Annotated in this window: 23 protein-coding genes and 1 riboswitch; of the genes, 6 read left to right on the top strand and 17 right to left on the bottom strand. The window is 69.8% G+C overall.

The annotated features are described in order from the left end of the window. Window positions 1-66: 66 nt before the first annotated feature. On the bottom strand, window positions 67-1,548 hold the full coding sequence (locus ABV606_RS06760; RefSeq protein WP_353987150.1) for an APC family permease: 1,482 nt from the start codon (window positions 1,546-1,548) through the stop codon (window positions 67-69). Between the two features lie 261 nt (window positions 1,549-1,809). Between ABV606_RS06760 and ABV606_RS06755 the strand changes: the two genes are divergently transcribed. After that, complete coding sequence (locus ABV606_RS06755) at window positions 1,810-2,586, top strand: nitrilase-related carbon-nitrogen hydrolase (RefSeq protein ID WP_281488166.1); 777 nt, start codon at window positions 1,810-1,812, stop codon at window positions 2,584-2,586. A gap of 52 nt (window positions 2,587-2,638) precedes the next feature. Here ABV606_RS06755 and speB read toward each other — a convergent pair whose 3' ends face one another. Continuing rightward, window positions 2,639-3,628 carry an agmatinase gene (gene speB, locus ABV606_RS06750; protein ID WP_281488165.1) on the bottom strand — a complete coding sequence of 330 codons (990 nt, stop codon included), beginning with the start codon at window positions 3,626-3,628 and terminating at the stop codon, window positions 2,639-2,641. 194 nt (window positions 3,629-3,822) lie between these two features. Between speB and ABV606_RS06745 the strand changes: the two genes are divergently transcribed. The 4 genes from ABV606_RS06745 (at window position 3,823) to ABV606_RS06730 (ending at window position 6,642) form a co-directional block, all read left to right on the top strand. Then, window positions 3,823-4,806, top strand: a complete 984-nt coding sequence (locus ABV606_RS06745; RefSeq protein ID WP_353987149.1) for a polyprenyl synthetase family protein — start codon at window positions 3,823-3,825, stop codon at window positions 4,804-4,806. Continuing rightward, on the top strand, window positions 4,803-5,819 hold the full coding sequence (locus ABV606_RS06740) for a LacI family DNA-binding transcriptional regulator (RefSeq protein WP_281488163.1): 1,017 nt from the start codon (window positions 4,803-4,805) through the stop codon (window positions 5,817-5,819). The genes ABV606_RS06745 and ABV606_RS06740 overlap by 4 nt, the downstream gene beginning before the upstream one ends. A 54-nt stretch (window positions 5,820-5,873) precedes the next feature. Next, window positions 5,874-5,940, top strand: a riboswitch (guanidine-III (ykkC-III) riboswitch). A gap of 16 nt (window positions 5,941-5,956) precedes the next feature. After that, window positions 5,957-6,271: a DMT family transporter gene (locus ABV606_RS06735; protein WP_281488162.1), complete on the top strand. Its 315-nt coding sequence runs from the start codon at window positions 5,957-5,959 to the stop codon at window positions 6,269-6,271. Next, the gene (locus ABV606_RS06730; protein ID WP_353987148.1) at window positions 6,268-6,642 is read left to right on the top strand and encodes a DMT family transporter; all 375 of its coding nucleotides are present in this window, start codon (window positions 6,268-6,270) and stop codon (window positions 6,640-6,642) included. Before ABV606_RS06735 ends, ABV606_RS06730 begins: the two co-directional genes overlap by 4 nt. Before the next feature lie 98 nt (window positions 6,643-6,740). Here the strand turns inward: ABV606_RS06730 and hemC (ABV606_RS06725) are convergent, their stop codons facing one another. From hemC (ABV606_RS06725) to hemE, 15 genes are all read right to left on the bottom strand, one after another. Further along, a complete protein-coding gene (gene hemC, locus ABV606_RS06725; RefSeq protein WP_281488160.1) occupies window positions 6,741-7,640 on the bottom strand; it encodes a hydroxymethylbilane synthase in 900 nt (299 codons plus the stop codon). Further along, complete coding sequence (gene hemQ / locus ABV606_RS06720; RefSeq protein ID WP_422785359.1) at window positions 7,637-8,329, bottom strand: hydrogen peroxide-dependent heme synthase; 693 nt, start codon at window positions 8,327-8,329, stop codon at window positions 7,637-7,639. Before hemQ ends, hemC (ABV606_RS06725) begins: the two co-directional genes overlap by 4 nt. A 140-nt stretch (window positions 8,330-8,469) precedes the next feature. After that, on the bottom strand, window positions 8,470-8,700 hold the full coding sequence (locus ABV606_RS06715) for a DUF3618 domain-containing protein (RefSeq protein ID WP_281488159.1): 231 nt from the start codon (window positions 8,698-8,700) through the stop codon (window positions 8,470-8,472). Further along, window positions 8,697-9,134 (bottom strand): phage holin family protein, encoded by a 438-nt coding sequence (locus ABV606_RS06710; RefSeq protein WP_353987147.1) that lies wholly within the window; start codon window positions 9,132-9,134, stop codon window positions 8,697-8,699. The genes ABV606_RS06715 and ABV606_RS06710 overlap by 4 nt, the downstream gene beginning before the upstream one ends. Continuing rightward, a complete protein-coding gene (locus ABV606_RS06705) occupies window positions 9,131-9,610 on the bottom strand; it encodes a hypothetical protein (protein ID WP_353987146.1) in 480 nt (159 codons plus the stop codon). Before ABV606_RS06705 ends, ABV606_RS06710 begins: the two co-directional genes overlap by 4 nt. A 74-nt stretch (window positions 9,611-9,684) precedes the next feature. Then, complete coding sequence (locus tag ABV606_RS06700; protein ID WP_281488156.1) at window positions 9,685-10,791, bottom strand: ABC transporter ATP-binding protein; 1,107 nt, start codon at window positions 10,789-10,791, stop codon at window positions 9,685-9,687. Next, window positions 10,788-12,332 carry an ABC transporter permease gene (locus tag ABV606_RS06695; RefSeq protein ID WP_281488155.1) on the bottom strand — a complete coding sequence of 515 codons (1,545 nt, stop codon included), beginning with the start codon at window positions 12,330-12,332 and terminating at the stop codon, window positions 10,788-10,790. Before ABV606_RS06695 ends, ABV606_RS06700 begins: the two co-directional genes overlap by 4 nt. Then, window positions 12,329-13,366: an iron ABC transporter substrate-binding protein gene (locus ABV606_RS06690; protein WP_281488154.1), complete on the bottom strand. Its 1,038-nt coding sequence runs from the start codon at window positions 13,364-13,366 to the stop codon at window positions 12,329-12,331. Before ABV606_RS06690 ends, ABV606_RS06695 begins: the two co-directional genes overlap by 4 nt. Before the next feature lie 155 nt (window positions 13,367-13,521). Continuing rightward, on the bottom strand, window positions 13,522-14,904 hold the full coding sequence (gene hemL, locus ABV606_RS06685) for a glutamate-1-semialdehyde 2,1-aminomutase (RefSeq protein ID WP_353987145.1): 1,383 nt from the start codon (window positions 14,902-14,904) through the stop codon (window positions 13,522-13,524). After that, a complete protein-coding gene (gene hemB, locus ABV606_RS06680; RefSeq protein ID WP_353987144.1) occupies window positions 14,901-15,887 on the bottom strand; it encodes a porphobilinogen synthase in 987 nt (328 codons plus the stop codon). Before hemB ends, hemL begins: the two co-directional genes overlap by 4 nt. Then, the gene (locus tag ABV606_RS06675; RefSeq protein WP_353987143.1) at window positions 15,884-16,738 is read right to left on the bottom strand and encodes a uroporphyrinogen-III synthase; all 855 of its coding nucleotides are present in this window, start codon (window positions 16,736-16,738) and stop codon (window positions 15,884-15,886) included. Before ABV606_RS06675 ends, hemB begins: the two co-directional genes overlap by 4 nt. Then, entirely contained in the window at window positions 16,735-17,709 is a 975-nt protein-coding gene (gene hemC, locus ABV606_RS06670; protein WP_281488150.1) for a hydroxymethylbilane synthase, read from the bottom strand. The genes ABV606_RS06675 and hemC (ABV606_RS06670) overlap by 4 nt, the downstream gene beginning before the upstream one ends. Continuing rightward, window positions 17,706-18,866: a ferrochelatase gene (locus tag ABV606_RS06665; protein WP_353988792.1), complete on the bottom strand. Its 1,161-nt coding sequence runs from the start codon at window positions 18,864-18,866 to the stop codon at window positions 17,706-17,708. The genes hemC (ABV606_RS06670) and ABV606_RS06665 overlap by 4 nt, the downstream gene beginning before the upstream one ends. Window positions 18,867-19,218: 352 nt before the next feature. Next, complete coding sequence (locus tag ABV606_RS06660; RefSeq protein ID WP_353987142.1) at window positions 19,219-20,568, bottom strand: protoporphyrinogen/coproporphyrinogen oxidase; 1,350 nt, start codon at window positions 20,566-20,568, stop codon at window positions 19,219-19,221. Between the two features lie 8 nt (window positions 20,569-20,576). Further along, window positions 20,577-21,632 (bottom strand): uroporphyrinogen decarboxylase, encoded by a 1,056-nt coding sequence (hemE, locus tag ABV606_RS06655; protein ID WP_281488148.1) that lies wholly within the window; start codon window positions 21,630-21,632, stop codon window positions 20,577-20,579. A 43-nt stretch (window positions 21,633-21,675) separates the two neighbouring features. On the opposite strand from hemE, the gene ABV606_RS06650 reads away from it, so the two are divergent. Then, window positions 21,676-22,905, top strand: a complete 1,230-nt coding sequence (locus ABV606_RS06650) for a glutamyl-tRNA reductase (RefSeq protein ID WP_281488147.1) — start codon at window positions 21,676-21,678, stop codon at window positions 22,903-22,905. The last annotated feature ends 60 nt before the right edge of the window (window positions 22,906-22,965 follow it).

The raw sequence follows: 22,965 nt of genomic DNA, 5'->3' as shown, positions 1-22,965 counted from the left end.
GGACGAACGACTGGCGCGGTCGCTCCCACAGGGAGGCAACCGCGCCAGTCGCGCTACGCGCTCAGGTCAGCGCGCGAGCGGCTCGACCAGTTCTTCGTCGTCGGCGTCTTCCGAGCGCTCGATGACCACGAGGGTGCTGCCCGTCGCCGCGGCGTGCAGCCGCTTGCGGTGCACCCACCACTCGACAGCCACGCCGAGCACACCCACGACGCCGACGCCGATCACGGTCGACCAGTCGGTCGCCCACCCTGCACCCGACTCGCGAGGCCATGCCACGTTGACGATCTGGAAGAACAGCCAGATGAGGGCGAGCACACTCACAGCACGACCGGCGCGGCCGAGGAAGAGGTCAGGCTCGTCATGCCATGAGCCGCGCACGCGCGCGATCGCCATACCGAGGATCGGGAAGAGGAACGAGATGAAGAAGCCCACGGACGAGAACGAGATCAGCGCCATCTGAATCCCCTCGCTCTGGAAGGGGATGAAGAGCAGCACGGCCACGACCGCGGTCACCAGCACGGCGACTCGAGGCAGACCGGTGTCACCCGACAACCTGGTCAGGGTGCGAGCGAAGGGGAGCTCGCCATTGCGGGCGGTGGCCCAGACGATGCGGGAGACCGTGATCTGGATGGTCATGAGACTTGCGGCGAAGGCGATGACGAACAACGCGAGCACGCCGCGGAACACCGGCTCGGGGAACGTCGCGGCCATGATCGCGACGGCGGGGTCGGCAGCGTTCTCGGGGTTCTGCAAGAACTCGTCGCTCGGCACGGCGAGCGTGAAGGCGAGTGTGCTGAGCAGCACGATGCTCATGATCGCGAAGAACGACACCACCATGGCGCGCGGCACGGCGCGCTTCGGCCGCTTCACTTCTTCGGCGATCGAGCTGGCGCTCTCGAATCCGATCGCGAAGTAGCTCGAGAAGGCGATGGCCATCACGAAGGGCGCAGCGAAGAAGACGCCGTCGAATTCGCCGAGGGAGGCGGGCGAGATGTAGTCGAGCGTCTGATGACGCTCGAAGAAGAGCAGCCAGATCGCCACACCGACGGAGCCGACCGCTTCGGCCACCAGCACGCCAACCATGAGGATCTTGATGAACACGCGCCCCGCGAGGTTGACGACCGTGGTCAACGCCAGCAGCCCGACCGCGAGCCACGTGACGAAGCCCGGGTCTGCCGCCGGAATGTCGAAGATCGGCGGGATGAGCACTGCACCCGCGTAAGCCACCGCCGGAAGCGTGATCAGCAGGGTGCAGATGTAGGTCCAGGAGGCGAACCATCCATACCGGTGGCCCAAGAGCCTGCGCGACCACTGGTAGATGCCACCGGACTCGGCCCACTTCGACGCGAGCACACCGAGCGTGAGCACCACGACGAACTGGCCTGCGTACAGCACCAGGCCGCCCCAGATGAACGCCGGCCCCGAAGCCGAGAGACCGACTCCGAGCACGCTGTAGAGCGCGACGATAGGAGACACGAACGCGAAGGCCACCGAGAGCGCTGAGAACATCGTGAACTCTCGCTTCATCGCGGTTGGTGCAGCTGCCACAGAAACTCCTTTGATTCTTCGGCCAGGACCGGATGCCGCGCCACCGAGCAGCGGTGCGACGATACACGCGGCGCTCGATCTCGGATCGCCATCGGTCCGGGGAAATGCTAAAGGATGTCGAAACGTTTAGGCAAGGGGTTTCTTCTCCTGGGGCGGCTGCCTTAGCATCGGTGCTAAACGCTTCGGCAACCGATGCTCGCTCGCCTGCGTGAAGGCCTCTTGATCGCAGCTCGTTGAACCCCCAACAGAAGGGCGCCAATAATGCTCCGTTCGTCGCTCCGGGTGGAGGTCGTTCAGGCCACTCCAGCACCGAGAGACATCGCAGCCAATCTCGAAACCACCGCAGCGATGGTCGAAGCGAGTGCGGCCGACGTGATCGTCTTCCCCGAACTGTTCCTGACGGGATACCAGACGGCTGCGCTCGAGGAGCTCGCGATGCCTACTACCGACGCGAGGCTCGGCTCGCTCGCCGCACGGTGCGCGGAGCGCGAGACCGCGCTGCTGGTCGGATTCATCGAACGCGCGGCCGAGGGATACTACGACGCCTACCTCGCCATAGACGCTGACGGCACGATCCTCCCCGCGGTGCGGAAGACCCACCTGTTCGGCGCCGAGGGCGACGTCTTCCTCGCGGGCGATTCCCTCGACCCGATCACGCTCTGCGGAACGCCGATCGGAGTGATCAACTGCTTCGAGCTCGAGTTTCCTGAGGTCGCTCGAACCCTCGCATTGAAGGGCGCGGCACTGCTGCTCGCGGGGTCGGCGAACATGCACCCCTACTCGGAGGATCACCGCATCGCCTCAACGGCGCGCGCGCTCGAGAACCGCCTGCCCGTGGCCTATGCGAATCGCGTGGGCTCGGAGTCGGGCCACACCTTCTGCGGCTTCAGCAGGATCGTCGATCGAGACGGCTCTCTTCTCGGCGAACTGGGTGAGGACGAGCAGGGATCGCTGGTGGCCGACCTGGCGGTGAACGCCACGGTGCCGACCGAGGTCGCCATGCTCGCTCAACGCCGACCCGAGCTGTACAGCGGTTGAACACGAACGCGGGGCCGGCATCCAACCGACCCCGCGTTCGTGACTGCCGTTCTCAGCCGACGCGCACCGGCGTGCTGGGGCAACCGGCGTGGAACGCGAGCGCCTCGATGGCGATCCGCGCCGCGACCAGCTGAGTGCGGGTCGAGTGGTCGAGCGACGGAGCGGGCTCGGCGATGTCGAGTCCGATGAGACCAGCCGGCGCGATGCCGCGCACGATCTCGAGCGCCTCACGCATCGTCATGCCGCCGGGGGTCGGCGCACAGGTGCCGGGCGCGAACGCCGCGTCGAGGGTGTCGACGTCGAAGGTGAGGTAGAAGCCGTCTTCGCCCACGCGCTCAAGAATCTGCTCGACGGCCCATACCGTCCCGTTCTGCCAGATCTCCTCGAGCCAGATCACACGGATGCCGTTGTCGCGGCAGTACTTCAGTTCGGTCTTCGGGTTCATCCACCCGCTGATGCCGACGAGCACCATCTTCGAGGGGTCGTATCCGTTGTCGACGGCACGCGTGATGGTGCAGCAGTGATTGAGCTCCTCGCCCCCCACGTTCGGCGCCGCATCCAGATGAGTGTCGAACTGCACCCATCCCGGGTTCTCCGCAGCCTTGCGGGCTGCTTTCCCGACCGGGATGCTCACCGAGTGGTCACCCCCGAAGACCACCGGAATCGCCCCGGCGGCGACGATCTCGGCGATGTCTGCTTCGACCCGCTCGAACGTCTTCGGAGTGTTTCCGAGCGCCACGTGGCAATCGCCGCCGTCCGCGAGCGGCAGGTGCTGGAAGAGGTCGAAATCGTAGGTGGCCTGGAAGTTCGTGAACTGCACCGACGTCTCGCGGATAGCCCTCGGCCCGTAGTTCGCGCCACTGCGACTGATCGTGGTCGCGTCGAAGGGGAAGCCGTACACGACGGCCTTGGCACCCGACGCGATGATCGCCTCGCGCTTCAGCTCCACCTGCGGCACACCCATGAAGGTGCCGCCGAGACCGCCATGCAGCAGTCCGTTCCACATGGTCTCGTCGAAGGAGGTCCCTGCCGTGTCGCTCATGATTCTCTCTTTCCACGCTGCCGCACAGCGCATCTCCGTTGATGATCAGTGCTCGCTCGGACATTGCCGCACCTTCCGTGAAGGCGTTGCCGAAACGATTCGGCTCAGCGTAGCACGGCGGTCCCCGCGCCCGTCGAGCGCTTTTGCCGACGTCGCAGCCGGAGGATGCATGGGCCGCCGGTATCCTGGCCCGAATGCCGAAACGTTCTGAGATCGCGGACCTCGAAGCCGCATTGCAATCGCACCTCGAAGCGGTGTCGAGCCGCGTGACGTCGCTGCTCGAAGCCCAATTCGAGCAGCTGTCGCTGCAATGCTCGCCGGCGGAGCTCGTCGGCTCCCTGAATGGGGGCAAGATGTTGCGCGCGCGCCTCGCCTGGCTCGTGGCGAACGCCTTCGGAACCGCCCCGAGCGAAGACCTGGTGCGAGCCGGCGCGGCCATCCAGCTGCTCCACTCGGCCTCGCTCGTGCACGACGACATCATCGACGACTCGGCGGTCCGGCGAGGCCGCCCGACGCTGCACATTCTCACGGATGCCGAAACCGCCATCCTCATCGGCGATCTTCTCGTCGCGATGGCGTTCGAGCACGTCGCTCCGCTGGGCCGCGAGGCCACGGCGGCACTCGCTTCGGCCTTCACCCAGCTCTGCCGGGGCCAGCTCAGCGAGGCCTCTCTCAGCTGGGGCGATGACGCATGCGAGCGGCTCGAGGAGTATGCGAGGCTCAAGACGGGCGCGCTGTTCGGTGCGGCGTTCGAGCTCGGGGCGCTCTCGACGGGGATGCAGGCAGCTGAACAAGCCCGCTGCCGAGCGGCCGGCGAGTGGATCGGCGTGGCGTTCCAGTTCGCCGACGACCTCCTCGACGTGCAGACCGACGTCTCCGACCTCGACAAGGACCACGGAGCAGACATCAGGAACGGCATCCCGACGCTGCCGATCTGGCACGCCTACCACTCGCTCGGTGGATCCGCCGAGGAACCCGGGGCACAGGCGCTCGCGGCCGCTTCGGCCTCCGAGGCGAGCCGCGCCTTCACTGTCGGGAAGATCGCGGAACTGGTCGAGCGGGCCGAGGCGGCACTTCCGACCGCACAGCGGCCGGAACTGCTCTCTGCCGCGATCACGGTGACACTCGGCTCCCTTGCTCAGGGAGGCGCCCCAGCAGACGGAAGGCCACTGCCGTGAACCCGCGCCGCCCCACCATCAAAGATGTCGCCCGCGAGGCAGGGGTTTCCGTCGCGACGGCTTCAGAAGCGCTCAACGGCAAGGGACGCGTCGCCCCGGCCACGAGGCAGAACGTGATCGAGGTCGCTGAGCGACTGCACTACACGCCCAGCCGAACCGCGAAGAATCTCAACGCGGGTCGAACCGGCACGATCGCGCTGGCGGTGTCGCCGATGTCTGGCGGAGGAGGCGCGGGATCGCTGCAGCCCGAGTGGGATGTGGAGTACTACTTCCGGGTGCTCAACGGCGCGAGCGCTCGCGCGTTCACCAAGGGGTTCCTGCTCTCGATGATCCCCTTCCACGGCACCTCCCATGGGTTCCTCAACTCCACCGATGGGCTCATCGTGGTGGACCCGGGGGCCGACGACGATCTCGTCGACCAAGCCGTTCGAAGAGGCATCGCCTGCGTGACGATCGGCCGCAACTCGCGCGAGGTGAGCTGGGTCGACAACGACTTCTTCACCGGCACAACGCAGTCGCTCGACCATCTCTCGGCCAGGTCGCCCGCGCTGTTCCTCAGCGAGACGACGTCGTCCTATGTGCGCGACGAGCTCTCCGCCTACCTCGAGTGGTGCGCTGCCGCAAACGCCAACCCGACGATCATCCGCTCCCCCGGACCACTCGTCGACGAGGCCGAGCCGGTCATCAGCGCCGCACTGAGCGCCGACGACCGCCAGTTCGACGCGGTGGTCACCACACTCGACACCCTCGCGATCGCGACCGAGCGCAGCGCGCGGCAGCTCGGCATCGACGTTCCGGAACGACTTCAGATCCTGAGCCTTGCCGACAGCCGGTACCTGCACTTCGGCCTGCAGCGCTCGATCACCGCCCTCGACCTGCACCCGGTTCGCCTCGGCGAGCTGGCGGTGGAACTCCTCGTCTCTCAGATCGAAGGCGACCGCGAGCGGCGACAGGAGCTGCTTCCCACCTCACTCACGATTCGCGAATCGACGAACGCGACGCCTGCGCGGTGACGAGCGGGCGGGCGGATGCCGACGCACTGCCCAGGCGCCATTGGTATTCTGCTGAGCGGGCCTCGACATCAGGGTCCGCGGACGAGGGAGCAGTACCCGCCCAGCGACAAGACTGACCAACCGGAGGTCGTTTCGTCATGGCGTGGATCGTGCTGATTCTGTCGGGGGTGCTCGAGGCCGTCTGGGCCACCGCGCTCTCGGCTTCCAAGGGCTTCAAGCGCATCCGGCCCGCGCTGGTGTTCGTGGTCGCGTTCGTCTTGAGCCTGGTGGGTCTCTCGTGGGCCATGCTCGAGATCCCCACGGGCACGGCGTATGCGGTGTGGACCTCGATCGGCGCAGCGCTCACCGTGGTGTGGGCGATCGTGACCGGCAAGGAGAAGGCCAGCCTCGTCAAGCTTCTGCTCGTGCTCGGAATCGTGGCGTGCGTCGTGGGCCTGAAGGTGTTCTCGTGAACGCGGCGTGGCTGGTGCTGCTGATGAGTGCAGCGCTCGAGGCCGTGTGGGCCACGGCGCTGGGGCAGTCGAACGGATTCACGGAACCCGTCCCCACGGTCGTGTTCCTGGTCGCCGGAACGCTCAGCATCGGCGGGCTCGGCATCGCCATGAAGCGCCTGCCCATCAGCATCGCGTACGCAGTGTGGACGGGCCTCGGCGCCGCACTGACGGTGAGCTACGCGATGCTGACCGGCGAGGAACGCTTCTCGGTGGTGAAGGTGCTGCTGCTGGCGGGACTGCTCGGATGCGTGATCGGACTCAAACTCGTCGGAACACGAGAAGCAGACGACGACTCGGGCGCCGCCGCGATGACCAAGACTCCGGAGTGACACCGTTCGGCGCAGCAGGGCGCCGCCTCGCGTCATGCCGTGTCGACGCCCTACTGCGAACGGATCGGTCGAGCGCGGACTCCGCGTGCGGTCGCGCCTCAGCCCAGCTCGGCGACCCCGGCGCCCACCAACTCGTCGACGATGCGCGCGGCGAGCTCAGCGGCCGGGTTCTTCGAGTCGTCGGGGTAGAGCGCGTGCGAGCTCGTGAGCTCGCGGCTGCCATCGCTGCTGTACGCGCGGGCCGACACGAACAGCAGTCCGTTGTCGAGTTCCGCGGTCACCCCGAGGGGTGCCGCGCACACATCGCGCAGTCGCTCGAGCACCGCGCGCTCGGCGGTCGTGGTGAGCCTCGTGGCGCGATGGTCGAGGGCGCTCACGAGCTTCTCGTCGCCCCGACGAACCTCGAGGGCCAGCGCGCCCTGGGCGGCCTTCGTCGGCCACTCGCTGAGCGAGAAGCTCTCGGTCGCGGCATCGCCGCGGCCGAGCCGGGTCAGCGCCGCGGCGCCCACGATCACAGCATCCAGCTCGCCGTTCTCCACCCGGGCCAGCCGGGAGTCGAGGTCGCCCAGCACATCGACGGGTTCGAGCTCGGCGCGCTTGGATCGCAGTTGCGCTCGTGCGAGCGGCGAGCCTACGCCCACTCTCGCGCCCGCGTCGAGGGTCTCCAGCGTCAGGCCGTCGCGAGCGCACAGTGAATCTCGCGCGTCGCCCCGCTTGACGATCGCGGCGAGGCTGAGGTCGGGCCGCTCAGTCGTGGGCACGTCGCTGAGCGAGTGCACCACCACGTCGCACTCCCCTTCGGTGAGGGCCGTGCGCAAGGCGGAGACGAACACCCCCGTCGAATCGAGCGGCGCGAGTTCGGGCGCGAGGCCGTCGCTCTCGGTGTGCACTGGCACGATCTCGACCGACGTGCCCGCTTTCCGGGCCAACCGCTCGACGATCGATTGCGTCTGCGCGAGCGCGAGCGCGCTGTCGCGCGAGCCGACGCGGATGCTCACGCAAGCACCTCGGCGAGTTGGGCACTGCTCACGAGGCGACCCGTGAAGAAGGGCACCTCCTCGCGCACATGCAGTCGAGCCTCGGCCGCGCGCAGGTGCCGCATCAGGTCGACGAGGTCGACCAGCTCATCGGCTTCGAGACCCAAGAGCCACTCGTAATCGCCGAGAGCGAAGCTCGCCACGGTGTTGGCCTGCACCTGGGCGTATTCGCGGCCCATGCGCCCGTGCCCGCCGAGCATCCGGCGGCGGTCTTCCTCCGGCAGCAAGTACCACTCGTACGACCGCACGAAGGGATACACGGTGAGCCAGCGCTTCGGCTTGGTGTCGCGCATGTACGCGGGGAGGTGGTCGCGCGAGAACTCGGCGTCGCGGTGCACGCCCATGGCATTCCATGTCGGCAGCAGCGGCTGCAGCAATGGGCTCCGTCGCAGGATGCGAAGCGCGGCCTGCAGCCCCTCGGGCTCAGCACCGTGCAGCCAGATCATCGCGTCGGCGTCGGCGCGGAGTCCTGATACGTCATAGAGCCCCCGCACGGTCACTCCGGATGCCTCGACCTCGGCGATCGACGCGTCGAGCGCGGCGGAGGCTGCAGCATCCGCGGTCCGGCCGTTGGAGTTCGGGTCGCGGCGCAGCACGGCCCAGAGCGTGTAGCCGAGCGTGGTGGAGTCAGTCGATGCGGTGTCGGACACAGTGGTGCGAGCTCTCTCGTTCGTGGGCGGGGCGGCTGGTGGAAGAGGCAGCTGCGGGCGGATGCCGTGGCCGAGCCCTCTTGGCGAGGGGCCGGCCGCCTGATTCCGTCGTGAGGGGTCGGTGACCCATTCCGCAGGGCTCAGTCGTCGCCGCTCACGCGCCAGACGATGAGCCCGACGATGGCGGCCACGACCGCTGCTCCTCCGGCCACCCACGGTACCGGGTCGCGCTTGAACGATAACCGTGCGCGCTCGATGGCGATCCTCGCCTGCTTCTTCACGTTCAGCTTGTCCTCGAGCTCGTCGAGGGTCGCCTCGAGATCGGCGCGGCGGGCGGCGGCGTCTGCCGCGAGCCGTTCGGTGTCGTTCATCGCTCCTCCGGTTGGGGCGAAGTGCGGGAGAGCACGCCCATGATGGTGAAGTAGTCGCGCTTCACCGAGTCGATCGTCTGCTCGGGAACCGGCGGCATCGCCTGCTTCAGCTGCCGCACACCGAGCATGACCAGCACGGCGATGACGATCAGCAGCAGGAGCGCGACCAAGAGCGCCGCGAGCCAGCCGGGCATCACGAGCGAGAGCGCGAAGATCGCGGCAGTGAGCAGTACGCCGACGAACAGCAGCACGATCACCGCGGCGATCAGCAGGAACGCGACGCCGATGCCCGCCAGCTTGAGCTTGGCGACGATCTCAGCCTTGAGCAGCGCGAACTCTGCCCGTACGAGGTCTGCGACCACCCCGGGAAGATCGCTGATGAGCTGGAAGAGCGAGCGCCGGCTTCCGTACCGGCGGCCGGCCTCGTCGCTCATGTGGTGGGTCCCTCCGCTCGACTGGGACCTGCGGTGCCCATGCCCTCGGGGGTGCCGGCCCGCGGTTCAGAGGCCGCGGAATCCGGAGCGATCTTGTCGGTCGAGGTCGACGCGGCCGACTCGGGGGCTCCAGCCGACTTGCGGCTCTTGCCAGCGCCGTTGCCGTTCTTGGCGGCGCCGTTACCGTTCTTGCCCGCGCCGCTGCCGCTCGACTCGTGGCCGGCTTCACCGCCGGCCTTCCGCTTCTCCGACGCCTTGCTCGCGAGCTTCTTCGTGGTCTCTGCCAGGAACCCGACCACCTCAGGGGCCTTGTCCTTGACCATGTCGCTGACCTCGTCGAAGCGCTTCTGCATGGGGTCGCTGTTCCAGAACCGCATTGCAGCGCTCTTCATCTTGTCGTACCTCGCTCGCCCGGCGCGCGCGCCGAGCACATAGCCGAGTCCGAGACCGGCGGCGAAGAGAAGCTTTCCTTTCACGGTGACCTCCGATGATCGTCGTCCGTCGTGCGTTCCCCAGACTAGTCCGGTTCGGCTATCGCGCCCGGGGCCGGTTATGGCTGACTCGGCTGCGGCATGGGCGCCGCTGCGCCGAGGCCCGCGTGCGCATAGACGAGCGCCGGATGCCGCACCGTGACCGAGACGACCTGGCCCGGCCGCGGCAGTTCGAGGGCAAGTGCTCGGCTGCGCACGATGGCGCCGCCTGTGAGTTCGAGCGTGACGAGCCCCTCATGGCCCACGAACGACAGCTCCGTCACCGTCGCGGCGACTCCCACGCCCTCCGGTTCGATGCGAAGCCACTCGGGGCGGAACACGACGCGCACGCGCGAGCCGCTCGCGGGCGCCTCGCCCACGAGTTCGGCGGGCACTCGCCCGAGCACGGTGTCGACCGATCGGCCGCCGGCATCCGCGCTCCACACCCCGTCGAGCTCGACGGTGTCGCCGACGAACCTCGCGACCCACGGCGTGGCCGGGCGGCGATACACCTCGGCGGGTGTGCCCCACTGCAGCACCCGGCCGCCCATCATGACCGCGACGTGATCGGCCAGCGAGAGCGCCTCCTGCTGGTCGTGGGTCACCAGCAGGGCCGTTGAGCGCTGGTCGCGCAGCACGTCGGCGACCTCGCGCCGCAGCGGTACGCGCAGCATAGGGTCGAGTGCCGAGAACGGCTCGTCGAGCAGCACGAGATCGGGCCGCGGAGCGAGCGCTCGGGCGAGCGCCACGCGCTGCGCCTGTCCTCCGGAGAGCTGCGCCGGCGTGCGCTTCACATGGTCGGCGAGGCCGACCAGCCCGGCGAGCTCGGTGACCCGCGCGGCACGCGCCTCTGGGCTTCGCCAGGCAGGGCCGCGCAGACCGAACGCGATGTTCTCAGCGACAGTGAGGTGTGGGAAGAGCGCCGCATCCTGGGGCACCCACCCGATGCCCCGCCGCTCAGGCGCCACACGCACCTTGCCGCCCGAGAGCAGCCGATCGCCGACGCGCACCTCGCCATCGGCGATCGGCACAAGCCCGGCGATCGCCCGGAGCAGCGTGGTCTTGCCGCAGCCGCTCGGCCCGAGCACCGCCACGATGTCGCCGCGTGGGATGGCGAGCCCGACCCGGCTCAGCACCGGCAGTTCGCCGAACGCGACCGAGAGGTCAGCGATGTTCACCCAGCTCACGACTCATCCTCTCTCGCGGTGCTGCGAATCGTGGACAGCAGCACTGCGGGCACCGAGGCGACGAGCAGCAGCGCGGCAGCATACGGAGCGGCCCCGCCGTACTCGGCGGCGGCGGTGCGAGTCCAGAGCTCGGTCGCGAGCGTGTGCACCGAGGTCGGGCGCAGCAGCAGCGTCGCCGGGAGCTCCTTCATGATGGCGATCGCTGCGAGCAAGCACCCGATGGCGATATTCGGCGCTGCGAGCCTGGCCGTGACGCGACGCCATGACGCCGCCGGCGTATCGCCGAGGGTTCGAGAGACGTCGATGAGGGCCGGGGCGACGGCCGCGATGCCGCTCCGCGCGCTGCCGATGGCCCTGGGCATGAAGAGCACCACGTAGGCGAAGAGCAGCATGAGCAGGCTCTGATACGCCCACGGCACCACGGCGAGGCCGAAGAACACGAGCGACAGGCCGACGACGATGCCGGGCAGGGCATGGCCGAGGTAGCCGATCCCCTCGATTCCTCGGCTGAGCCGATCGCGATACCGCGCGGTCAACGCCGCGATCGGCAGGGCGAAGACGAGCACGAGCAGCGAGCCCACGACCGCCAGACCGAGGGTGGCGCCGACGGCGCTTGCGAAGCGCGGCAGGTCAAGAGCACGGATGCTCTCTGCGCTGAAGAGGCGCACGCCCAGTCCCAGCACGGGCACGGTGACGCTGACGACCGGTGCGGCCAGCACGACGGCGAGCGCAGCCCAGAGCCACCGCCTCGGCATGACCCCGCGCGGGAGCGGGCGCGCGACGCGGGTGACGGCCTGACCTCGAGCTCTCCGCTCTGCCCAGACCACGATCAGGGCGAGCGCGACCAGCACGAGCGCGAGCACGGCGGCTTGCTGCCGATCGAAGCTCGCACTGTACGACGCGTTGATGCCCCAGGTCAGCGTCTCGAACCGCAGCATCGACACCGCACCGAACTCCGCCAAGGAGTAGAGCCCGACCAACAGCGAACCGGCGAGGGCGGCCCCGCGCACCTGGGGCCAGGTAGCGGAGAAGAAGGACCGTATCGGTCCGCGGCCGAGCGTGCGGGCGACGGCTTCGAGGTCGCCGGAACTGCCCCTCCATGCCGCCGCCACCGGCAAGGTGACATAGGGCACGCACACCGCGGTGAGCACGGCCCAGCTCGGCCAGAAGCCGTTCAAGCCTGGCGACCAGACGAGCCACCCGTACGCGACCAGGTATGACGGAACGGCGAGCGGCAGTGCGCTCAGCAGCAGGATGGTGCGCTCGGCCGGCAGACGCCACCGAGAGAGCAGCCAGGCGCTGGCAACTCCGAGCACCAGGCATGTCGCGGTCACCGAGGCGGCGAGCGCCACCGAGTTCAGTGCGAGCTCGAGCACTCTGGGGCGCAGCAGTGTCGCGACGAAGCCCTCGGTGCCCGCCTCGACCGCGCGCACCGCGAGGTAGACGACCGGGATCAGCGATGCCGATGCGGCCAGCGCGGCCGCGGCTGCCAGCAGCAGCGGCGGCCGGGTGCGCTCGCCGACCCCGGCCGTCGTGGTCACAGCAGGCTGTACTTGCTCAGCAGCGCCTGGGTGTCAGCGAGCGATTCCAGGTCGGAGAGGTCGAGTTCGGGGTTGATCAGGCTCTCGAGTGCGGGCAGGCCCTCTGGAGCGTCGACACCCGGCAGCAGCGGGTACTCGAAGGTCTGCTCGACGAAGTACTGCTGAGCCTGCTGCGAGACGAGGTAGCGCACGAACTCGAGGGCGTCAGCATCCGACGCTCCGTTCTGCAGCACGCCAGCGCCGGTCACGTTCACGATCGAACCCGGGTCGCCGGCCTTGGGGTAGGCCAGCTGGGCGCGCATGTTGTCGACGCCCACTTCGGCCGCGAGCTGGTACCAGTAGTAGTGGTTGATGAGTCCCGCGTCGAGCGCACCATCGTTGACCGCCGTGAGGATCGCGTTGTTGTTCTCGAAGATCTGCGGGTCGTTCTCGCTGAGGGCCGCAACCCACTCGTCGGCCGCGGCGTCGCCCTCCAGCACGCGATACGCCGTGACGAATGACTGGAAGCTCGCGTTGGTCGGTGCGACGCCGAGACGTGACGCCCACTCGGGCTCGACGAGCGCGTCGACCGTGTCAGGGATGTCGGATGCTGCGAGCTTCTCGCTGTCGTAGACGACGACGCGCGCCCGGCCCGTGACACCCACCCAGCTGCCGTCGGTCGAGGTGAATCCCGCCGGCACCGCGTCTGCGATGTCGTCGGGCAGGGTCATGAACATATCGGCCTTCGCGAGCGCGCCCAGCGCTCCGGCGTCCTGCGAGAGGAACACCTGGGCGGGAGTGCGGTCGCCCTCCTCGAGCAGCAGCGCGCCCATCTCGGCGGTGTTGCCGTAGCGCACCTCCACCTCGATGCCGGTCTCCTGCTCGAACTGGTCGATCAGCGGCTGAATGAGCGCCTCGTTCCGACCCGAGTAGAGCGTGAAGGCGCCATCGCTCTCGGGCGCGTCCGAGGTGTTCTGCTCAGCGGGCGCAGGTTGTCCGGCCGAGCAGCCGGCCAGCACCGCCACCGCGGCGATCGAGGCGAAAAGGGTGGTCATGGCGCGAGAGCGAGTGCGCACAGAGGCTCCATAGGGGGTGATTGGCGGCGAGCGCCGCCGAGAAAAATGTCGTGCTTAGGGTAGCCTTACCTTGGCCTTCGCGCCAACTCGAGCGGTGCTCATAGGCATCCGGCCGCGCAAGAGGCCCGATCGGCTCAGGCCTGCGCGGCAGCCGCTGCCCGCGCGGCATGCGGCAGCGCCGTGACGATGCGCTCGAGGGCGACGTCGTCGTGCGCGGCCATGACGAACCATGCCTCGAACACCGATGGCGGCAGGTTCACCCCCTGCTCGAGCATCGTGTGGAAGAACGGCGCGTAACGGAACGCTTCCTGCTGCTTCGCTTCGGCATAGTCGCGCGGCGGCTGCTCCGCGAACGCGATCGAGAAGAGCGTGCCCGCTCGCTGCACGGAGTGCGTCACGCCAGCAGCGCTGAGTGCCGCCGACGCCTCACGCGAAATGGTGTCGGCGAGCTCATTCAGCCGGGCATACACAGCGGCGTCTGCGAGGCGCAGCGTCGCGAGTCCTGCGGCCACCGCGAGCGGGTTCCCGCTGAGGGTTCCCGCCTGGTAGACGGGGCCGAGCGGCGAGAGGTGATCCATGAGGTCTGCGCGTCCACCGACGGCGGCGAGCGGCATCCCGCCGCCCACGACCTTGCCGAACGTCATCAGGTCGGGCGTCCACTCCGTGCCCCCGGGCACCTCACCCGTCGCTTCGAGGCCCCACCACCCGGCACGGCCCGCGCGGAAGCCGGTGAGCACCTCATCGAGGATCATCAGCGCGCCGTGCTCTCGCGCGATCCGGACGAGAGCGGCGTTGAACCCGGGCATGGGCGGCACCACGCCCATGTTGGCCGCGGCGGCTTCGACGATCACCGCGGCGATCCGGTCACCGTGCTCGGCGAACGCCGCGTCGACCGCAGCGAGGTCGTTGTAGGGCAGCACGAGCGTCTGCGCAGCCGTCGCTGCAGTGATGCCGGCGGATGCCGGAAGCGCGAGCGTCGCGAGGCCCGACCCTGCTTCGGCGAGCAGCGAGTCGGAGTGCCCGTGGTAGTGGCCGGCGAACTTCACGAGGAGGTCGCGGCCCGTCGCGCCGCGGGCCAGGCGGATCGCGGTCATCGTCGCCTCGGTGCCGGTCGACACCAGGCGCAGCTTCTCGACGGGCGACGCACCGTTCACAACGAGCCGCTCGCGCACGAGCTCGGCGAGTTCGGTCTCAGCGGGGGTCGACGCGCCGAAGGACAGACCCTTGGCGGCGGCCTCCTGCACGCGGGCGACGACCTCGGGATGGGCATGGCCGAGCAGAGCCGGGCCCCACGATGCGACCAGGTCGATGTACTCGCGCCCCTCCACGTCGGTGACTGTGGCGCCGCGCGACGACACGAAGAACCGGGGAGTGCCACCCACCGACCCGAATGCGCGAACCGGCGAGTTGACGCCGCCGGGAATCACGCATTGCGCCCGTTCGAACTGCGCTGCGTTGTCGAGCCCCGCGCTGTCGAGCCCCGCGGCGATGCCGGTCTGAGCCCTTGCCTCGCTCATGCCTTCCCTTCCTTGAGCATGGCGGCTGCTTCGACCCCCCAATAGGTGAGCACCGCGTCCGCGCCGGCGCGCCGGATGCCGATGATGCTCTCGATGATCGCGCGTTCGCGGTCGATCCAGCCGTTGGCGGCTGCAGCCTCGACCATCGCGTACTCGCCGCTCACCTGGTACGCCCACACGGGGACGTCGCTCATCGCGGCGACATCGGCCAGCACGTCGAGGAACGACATCGCGGGCTTCACCATCACGACATCCGCCCCCTCCCCGAGGTCGAGTGCCGCCTCATGCAGCCCCTCGCGCCGATTGGCGGGGTCCTGCTGGTAGGTCTTGCGGTCGCCCTGCAGCGACGACCCGACCGCCTCACGGAAGGGTCCGTAGAACGCGGAGGCGTACTTCGCCGCGTAGCCGAGGATCGCAGTGTCTGAGAACCCGGCGCCGTCGAGCGCGTCGCGCACCGCCGCGACCTGGCCGTCCATCATGCCCGAGAGACCCAGCATCGCCGACCCGGCGGCCGCTTGCGCGAGCCCCATCTCGCGGTAGCGCACGAGGGTCGCGTCGTTGTCGATGCGCCCTTCAGGGTCGAGCACACCGCAGTGACCGTGGTCGGTGAACTCATCGAGGCACAGGTCCGTCTGCACGACCAGCGCGTCTCCGACCTCGGCCGCGGCGAGCCGTGTGGCGACGTTGAGGATGCCGAACTCGTCGGTGGCGCCGGAACCCACCGCATCCTTCTCCTCCGGCACGCCGAAGAGCATCACGCCGCCGATGCCCGCCTCTGCCGCCTCATGCAGTGCGCGACGGAACGAGTCGAGCGAGTGCTGCACGACGCCCGGCATCGAGCTCACCGGCACGGGGTCATCGATGCCCTCCCGAACGAACATCGGGAGGATCAGCTCAGCGGGGTGGAGGCGTGTCTCGGCGACGAGGCGCCGCATCGCTGGTGTGGCACGGAGGCGGCGAGGGCGGTGCGCTGGGAACGTCATGGGCTGTTCTCCTCGGAGGTCGGCGCGAGGTGCGGATGGTGGGCGACGGCGAGCGCGTCGATGAGCGCCCGAATGCTCTGGCGAGCGGCGACGACGTCGACCGCGAGCCCGGCCTCCGCTGCCTCTTGAGCCGTTCTTGGACCGATGCAGGCGATTACGGTGGACGGGTCGAGTTCGGGGGCGAGCTCGACGAGGGCGCGGGCGACGCTCCCGGAAGTCACGAGCACGGCATCGAGCGGACCCGCCAGCACCGCACGACCGGCGTCGTCGGGCGAGGCCGTGACGGTGCAGTAGGCGCCGACCTCATCGACCTCGAGTCCGTAGCCGCGCAGCCCGTCGACGAGGGTCGGCGCCGCGATCTCGGAGAGCGGTGCGAACACCCGCAGTCCCGGCATCCGTGCGGGCCATTCTTCGACGAGGGCGCGTGCCGAGAAATCGGATTCGGGCACGAAGTCGACGTCGACGCCGGCGAGCTCGAGGGCCTCAGCCGTCGCCTCTCCCACGGCGGCGACCCGCGTCGTGGGCGCGACCGCCACGAGGGGGCCGGGGCTGCCCGAGCCGGGTGCCGCGGCATCTGGGAGATCGCCCACATGCGCACCCGCCGCGCCGGCCAGTGCGCTCACGGTCGTGGCGCTCGTGAAGACGACCCAGTCGTACTCTCCCGTCGCGAGGCGGGAAGCAGCAGCGGCGAGCGCGGCAGGGTCCGACGGCGGGGCGAACGCGATGAGCGGCACGATGACGGGGTCGGCGCCTTCCGCGCGAAGGCGGGCCGCAGCGCGCGCGCCCCACTCCCCTGCGCGGGGCACGAGCACCCGCCAGCCGGCGAGACGCTGAGGATGGGCTTCGGTCATCGCCTCGATCCGAGGGGCGCCAGCGTCGCGGCTCCGGCCCCGAGCAGTTCGTCGACGATTCGGCGAGAGAGCTCGGCTGCGGGCCGTTCCGCGTCGTCGATGAGGATGCTGTGAGCGCTGCGCAGCGAGCGCGTGCCGTCGAGCGCGTAGACGTGCGCCTCGGCGTGCAGTTCAGCCCCGCGGGCATCGCCCTCGCCGCCACCGCTGACACGGGCGACCACGCCGACGGGCGCAGCGCAGCCGGCTTCGAGACGCGCGAGCACGCCCCGTTCGGTGTCGACGGTCAGTCTGGTCACCACGTCGTCGAGCGCCGACACGAGCGCCTCATCGCCCGCCCGAACCTCGAGCGCGAGCGAGCCCTGCCCGGGCGCGGTTGGCCAGGCCTCGAGCGGGAACGCTTCGGTGACGGCATCGGCACGGCCGAGCCGATTCAGACCCGCGAGCGACAGCACGACGGCATCCAGATCGCCCGACTGAACCCTGCCCAATCTGCTGTCGACATTGCCGCGGATGTCGAGCACCTGCAGATCCGGGCGCCGGGCGAGCAGCTGGGCGCGGCGCCGGGGCGAGCCCGTGCCGACCCGGGCGCCCGCCGGTAGCGTGTCGAGAGTCAGCCCATCGCGAGCGCACAGCGCGTCGCGGGCGTCTTCGCGGCGCGGCGTCGCAGCGATCACGAGCCCGTCGAGCGGTGTGGTCGGCAGATCCTTCAGCGAGTGCACGACAGCGTCGCAGCGGCCTTCGAGCAACGCAGTGCGAAGCGCCGCCGCGAACACTCCCGTGCCTCCGAGCGAGGCCAACGAGGCGGTGGTGCGGTCGCCCTCCGACACGATCGGCACGAGCTCGGCGGCAGCACCGGTCATCGTCTGCAGGACTTCGACGGTCGCGCGAGTCTGGGCCATGGCGAGCGCGCTCGCCCTCGTGCCGACTCTGATCGTGGCGGGAAGGGCCGGGCTGGCGGAAGGCGGCGTCACGGGGCGACCCCGGCTGCGGCGGGCTTGAAGCCGGCGCGCACGTTCTCGCAGCATCCGGGTCGGCACACGTCGTACCAGGGGCCGAGCGGCGTGAGCGCGGGACGCTCGGCCACCGGCGTGCCCTGAACGCGTTCCATCACGAGGTCGACTAGGCCCGAGACGTATTCGGGGTGGATGCCGGGGGTCGGCACCCGCACGGCCGCGAAGCCGCGGTCGCGTGCGGTCTGCATGGCCTCCTCATCGAGGTCCCACATGACCTCCATGTGATCGCTCACGAAGCCCAGCGGCACGATCACGACGGCGCGGGTCTGCTCGGCGTCGAGCTCCTCGATCGCGTCGTTGATGTCGGGCTCGAGCCAGGGCATCTCGGGCGGTCCCGAGCGCGATTGGTAGACCAGGCTCCAGGGCGCGTCGCTCTCGGCGAGCTCCATGACGACCTCGGCGACGGCCTGGTGCTGCGCGGCGTAGGCGCCGCCCTCGCCGAAGGAGTGCCCCCTGGGGCCGGAGCGCGCGGCATCCGTCATCGGGATCGAGTGGGTGCTGAAGAGCACATGCACCTGCTCGTCGGCGAAGCCTTGGCCCTCGAGCTCATCGAGCGCGGCGCGCACACCCTGCGCGAAGGGTGCAACGAAGCCGGGGTGGTCGAAGAACTGGCGCACCTTGTCGATCTGCACGGCAGCCGGTGACGTGCCATCGCCCAGCAGCCCGGTCGATTCGAGCGCCATCGCGAAGTCTTCGCGGTACTGGCGGCAGCTCGAGAACGAGCTGTAGGCGCTCGTCGCGATGGCGATCAGCTTGGTGAAGCCGCGCTCATGCGCCTCGCGAACGGTGTCGGCCAGGTAGGGAGCCCAGTTGCGGTTGCCCCAGAGCACGGGAAGGTCGATGCCGCGGCTCGCGAGCTCCTGCTCGATCGCGGCCTTGAGCTGACGGTTGTGCTCGTTGATGGGGCTGACGCCGCCGAAGTGGCGGTAGTGCGTCGCGACCTCCTCGAGTCGCTCATCGGGGATCCCGCGGCCGCGTGTGACGTTGCGGAGGAAGGGGATGACGTCGTCCTGGCCCTCGGGGCCGCCGAACCCGGCGAGCAGAATCGCGTCGTAGTCGACAGGCTCGGTGATGTGCGGGTCGCCGCCGGCGCAGGCAGGAGTCGCGCCCAGCACGGTCACGGGCAGCTCGGGGCGGAGCTCGGCGTCGGGGCCGGAGCCTGAGCCGGAGCCGGGTGCCGGTGAGGCCGCACGTGATGTGGGGGCGAAGGTTCCGGGGAGGTTCGACTCGGGCTCGCTGCCGCTGCGCGCGGCACTCGAGGGCGAATCGTCTGCGGGCACAGCACGCTCATCTGCCATGTGGGTCACGCTAGCGAGCCCTCGGTGAGAATCGGCCTAACGTGTGAGCGCCGGCAGCGCGCTCTCGCCGACGGGCGCTCCTGCAACGGCGCGCGTCGGTTCTGGCGCGGGCTGCGCTCGCGGCCAGAGTTGCCGCCGTCGGTCGGGGTTGCACCCCTGGCCCGCGGGGCTAACCCTGGCCGAGGCGGCGTGGCGCGCCCTCGGCGGCCTCCCCGGCGATGTCGCGTGCCAGTTCCTGCGCCGTGCGGCGGGCGTGCGCCACCACCGCGGCCAGTCCCCCGCCGGCGGCCGTTTCTCCCACGAGCAATACGCCTTCCGGCACGGGTGACTCCGATACCGCGGCGCGCTGCCACGTCACGATCGCCCTCTCCACCAGGTGGGATGCCGTGAGGCGCACGCCGAGCAGGGTCGACGCGTCGCGCAACGCGATCGTAGGCAGGTCGGCATCCGCGCTCGCGTACGAGAGCCGCACGACGTGCAGGCCTTCGCCCTGACCCGCCGCACGTTCGGCGAGCCATGGCCATTTCGCGGTCTGATGGGTGAGCGCACGGGCGCGGATGCCGGGAGCACCGGGGGCGACGAGGAGCCCCGTACCGCGCGGGGCGGCATCGAGCTGCGCCGACCGGAGCACGAGCACCGCCACCACAGCGGGCCTCGTCGGCGAGGGCCCGAGCATCCCCGGGGCTGCGACGACGACGCGTCCCGCGACGTGCTCACCGCCCGCGAGCTGAACGCCGTCGGGGCTCACGGACTCGACGGCCGTCTCGAGCCGCACGTCGACGCCGAGAGCGCGCAACTCCAGCTCGAGCGAGTCGACCAGCCGGGCGATGCCGCCGCGGATGCCTGCCACGGCTGCCCCCGCCGGCGCGGCGCGCCGCAGCTCTCCCACCGCGCGTGACAGGGAGCCTGAGCGAAGGAGTGCCGCGCGAAGTCCGGGGGCCGCGCGATCGACGGAGAGCTCGGCCGGACTCGCGCTGTGCACGCCGGTGACCACCGGCGACACCAGACGGTCGTGCACTGCCGCACCCATGCGGATGCGCACGAGGTCGCCGAGCGACTCGGCATCGGCTCCGACGCGGCGCGGCATCACGCGATCGACAGCTGCTCGCGCGGCCCCGAAGATGCCGACGCTGGCGATCACGTCTCGGGCGAGCGGCTTCGACGGAATACCGAGCAGTCCGGTCGAGGGCAGTGGCCGCGCCGCCCCGGTCACCGGTTGCAGCCACGCCCGCAGGGGCGCGGGTGCGACGATGTCGGCCTCGAGTCCGAGTTCGCGGGCGAGGTCGGCGACGGCGGTCGACTTGGTCGCGAATGCCTCGGCGCCGACATCGAGGTCGAGCCCGGCGAGCGTGAGACGCCGCACCTGGCCGCCGAGCCGGTCGGAGGCTTCGAGCAGCGTGACACGGATGCAGCTGCGAGCGAGCTCGCGGGCGACCACCAAGCCGCCCACGCCGCCGCCCACCACCACCACAGGCGTGGACGCGCTGCGCGGCGAGGCACCGCGCTGCGCTTCGTTCACGGCATCCGTCACAGGGAGTGCACGAGCTCCACGACGCGAGTCAGCACGGTCGGATCGGTCTCGGGCGGCACGCCGTGGCCGAGGTTCACGACATGCGCCGGGGCGGCGCGACCCAGCTCGACGACGCGCCGCACGTGCGCTTCGAGTGCGGGCCAGGGGGCGCTCAGCAGCGCGGGGTCGATGTTGCCCTGGAGCGGAACATCGCCCCCGAGGCGTGCTGACGCGACGTCGAGCGGCAAGCGCCAGTCGACGCCGATGACATCCGCCCCAACCGCCCGCATGGCCGGCAGCAGCTCGCCGCTGCCGACGCCGAAGTGCACCTTGGGCACATCGAACCCGCGCAGGTGCGAGAACACCCGTGCCGAGTGCGGCGCCACCCTGCGCACGTAGTCGGCTTCCGAGAGCGAGCCGACCCACGAGTCGAACAGCTGCACCGCTGAGGCACCGGCCTCGACCTGCGCGCGAAGGAACTGGCCGCTGACATCGGCTGCCCAGTTCAGCAGCATGGCCCAGGTGTGCGGGTCGGAGTGCATCAGTGAACGCGCGCGCAGGTGGTCCTTCGAGGGTCCGCCCTCGACCAGGTACGCGGCGAGCGTGAACGGTGCACCAGCGAACCCGATGAGCGGAGTGGAGCCGAGTTCGGCGACGGTCAACGCGACGGCCTCGCGAATGGGCGCGAGCGCCTCCGGGTCGAGGGGTCGAAGCGCGAGCACATCCGAGGCGGTGCGAATCGGCTGGGAGAGCACGGGCCCGCGCCCGGGCACGATCGAGACGTCGACGCCGGCGAGCTTCACCGGAATGACGATGTCGCTGAAGAAGATGCCGGCGTCCACGCCATGCCGGCGCACGGGCTGCAGGGTGATCTCGCTCGCCATGGTGGGCGTCAGGCAGGCCTCGAGCATGTCGCCGTTCGCGCGCAATTCGCGGTACTCGGGCAGCGATCGGCCCGCCTGTCGCATGAACCAGACGGGCATCCGCTCAGGGCGTTCACCCCGGTAGGCGCGGATGAGGGGGGACGACGAGGTGCGTCCATCGACGAGCGGATGATCGTGAGCGAGCGGCATGCGCTCAGGATATGGGCGAGATGCTCTACCTATACTGTGGGCCGTGCTTCTCTGTCTCACCGCCAGTCATCGAACCGCCGAATTCGGGCTGCTCGAACGACTGTCGGCGGCGGCTCCCGGCGTGACCGACGCCCTTCGTGAGCGGGGCCGTGAGCGTGGAGATGTGCGAGGCGCCGTCGTGCTCGCCACCTGCAACCGCTTCGAGGTCTACCTCGACTCATCGGCGCTCGACTCGCTCCAGACCGTCGCAGACGGCGCGGGAGTGGATGCTGCGGAGCTTCGGTCCAACCTTCAGGTGCTGCACGGCGACGATGTCGTGCGCCACCTCTTCTCGGTCGCCTCGGGCCTGGAGTCGGTGGTGGTCGGTGAAGACGAGATCTCCGGCCAGGTCGCCAGGGCACTCGAACAGGCCCGTGAGGAGGGTCTGACGTCGTCGGCGCTCGAACAGCTGTTCCAGAAAGCCACAGCGACGAGCCGCACCGTCAAGACCGGAACGGCGCTCGGGGGCGCGGGCCGCTCACTCGTTCGTCTCGCGCTCGAACTGGCCGACAGCCGGGTGATGGACTGGGCGACGCACCGCGTGCTGCTCGTCGGCACCGGGCAGTATGCCGCGACGACTGTCGCCGCATTGCGAGACCTCGGCGCGACCGATATCCGCGTCTACTCGGCGAGCGGGCGCGCCGCCGGCTTCGCCGCCAAGCACTCGCTCACTGCCGAGACCTCGCTCGACGCGGCCATCGACCGCGCCGACCTCGTGATCACCTGCACGACCACGGAGCGGCCGGTGATCGAGGTCGGCCACGTGCGCCCCGGCCGGCGACTGTTCGTCGACCTCGGGATGCCGCGCAACGTCGACTCGCGCGTCGCCGAAGTCGCGGGCGCCGAAGTGCTCGACCTCGAGACGATCAAGCTGCACGCCCCGCTCGAGGAGGTGCATGCCGCCGCTGAGGCTCAAGAGCTCGTGCGGGCCGCGGCATCCGACTTCTCGAACGACGTCGAGATCGGACCGTCGGTCGTGGCGCTTCGCCAGCACGTCGAGGCGGTGCTGCAGGGCGAACTGACACGAGGCCGTGGCGCGTCGCCAGAAGTCGCCGCCGCGCTGCGTCACTTCGCGGGCGTGCTGCTGCACCGACCATCCGTGCGCGCACGCGAACTGGCGGCCGAAGGCCGTGCGGAGGAGTTCACGCGCGGCATCGATGCGCTCTTCGGGCTCTGCCCGGCCGAGAAGAGCCGCCGGGATGCCGAGAGCGCCACGGGCGAAGCAAGCGCCTGACGCCGACGGCGCGGACGCCGCACCGGCACCACAGCCCCGTGCGCAACTCACAAGCCCTGA

Source organism: Ruicaihuangia caeni, from assembly GCF_040536845.1.
GTDB classification, from domain to species: Bacteria; Actinomycetota; Actinomycetes; order Actinomycetales; family Microbacteriaceae; genus Ruicaihuangia; species Ruicaihuangia caeni.
The sequence above is the reverse complement of the archived record's forward strand: the minus strand, read 5'-3'. Positions and strand labels throughout refer to the sequence as shown.

Bases quoted from the DNA above. Each gene is read 5' to 3' on its own strand.
- ABV606_RS06710 (WP_353987147.1), bottom strand. From the start codon at position 9,134: ATGAGCGACGAGGCCGGCCGCCGGTACGGAAGCCGGCGCTCGCTCTTC.
- hemL (WP_353987145.1), bottom strand. From the start codon at position 14,904: ATGAGCGAGGCAAGGGCTCAGACCGGCATCGCCGCGGGGCTCGACAGC.
- speB (WP_281488165.1), bottom strand. From the start codon at position 3,628: ATGAGCGACACGGCAGGGACCTCCTTCGACGAGACCATGTGGAACGGA.
- ABV606_RS06675 (WP_353987143.1), bottom strand. From the start codon at position 16,738: ATGACCGAAGCCCATCCTCAGCGTCTCGCCGGCTGGCGGGTGCTCGTG.
- hemB (WP_353987144.1), bottom strand. From the start codon at position 15,887: ATGACGTTCCCAGCGCACCGCCCTCGCCGCCTCCGTGCCACACCAGCG.
- hemE (WP_281488148.1), bottom strand. From the start codon at position 21,632: ATGCCGCTCGCTCACGATCATCCGCTCGTCGATGGACGCACCTCGTCG.
- ABV606_RS06690 (WP_281488154.1), bottom strand. From the start codon at position 13,366: ATGACCACCCTTTTCGCCTCGATCGCCGCGGTGGCGGTGCTGGCCGGC.
- ABV606_RS06755 (WP_281488166.1), top strand. From the start codon at position 1,810: ATGCTCCGTTCGTCGCTCCGGGTGGAGGTCGTTCAGGCCACTCCAGCA.
- ABV606_RS06745 (WP_353987149.1), top strand. From the start codon at position 3,823: ATGCCGAAACGTTCTGAGATCGCGGACCTCGAAGCCGCATTGCAATCG.
- ABV606_RS06735 (WP_281488162.1), top strand. From the start codon at position 5,957: ATGGCGTGGATCGTGCTGATTCTGTCGGGGGTGCTCGAGGCCGTCTGG.
- ABV606_RS06715 (WP_281488159.1), bottom strand. From the start codon at position 8,700: ATGAACGACACCGAACGGCTCGCGGCAGACGCCGCCGCCCGCCGCGCC.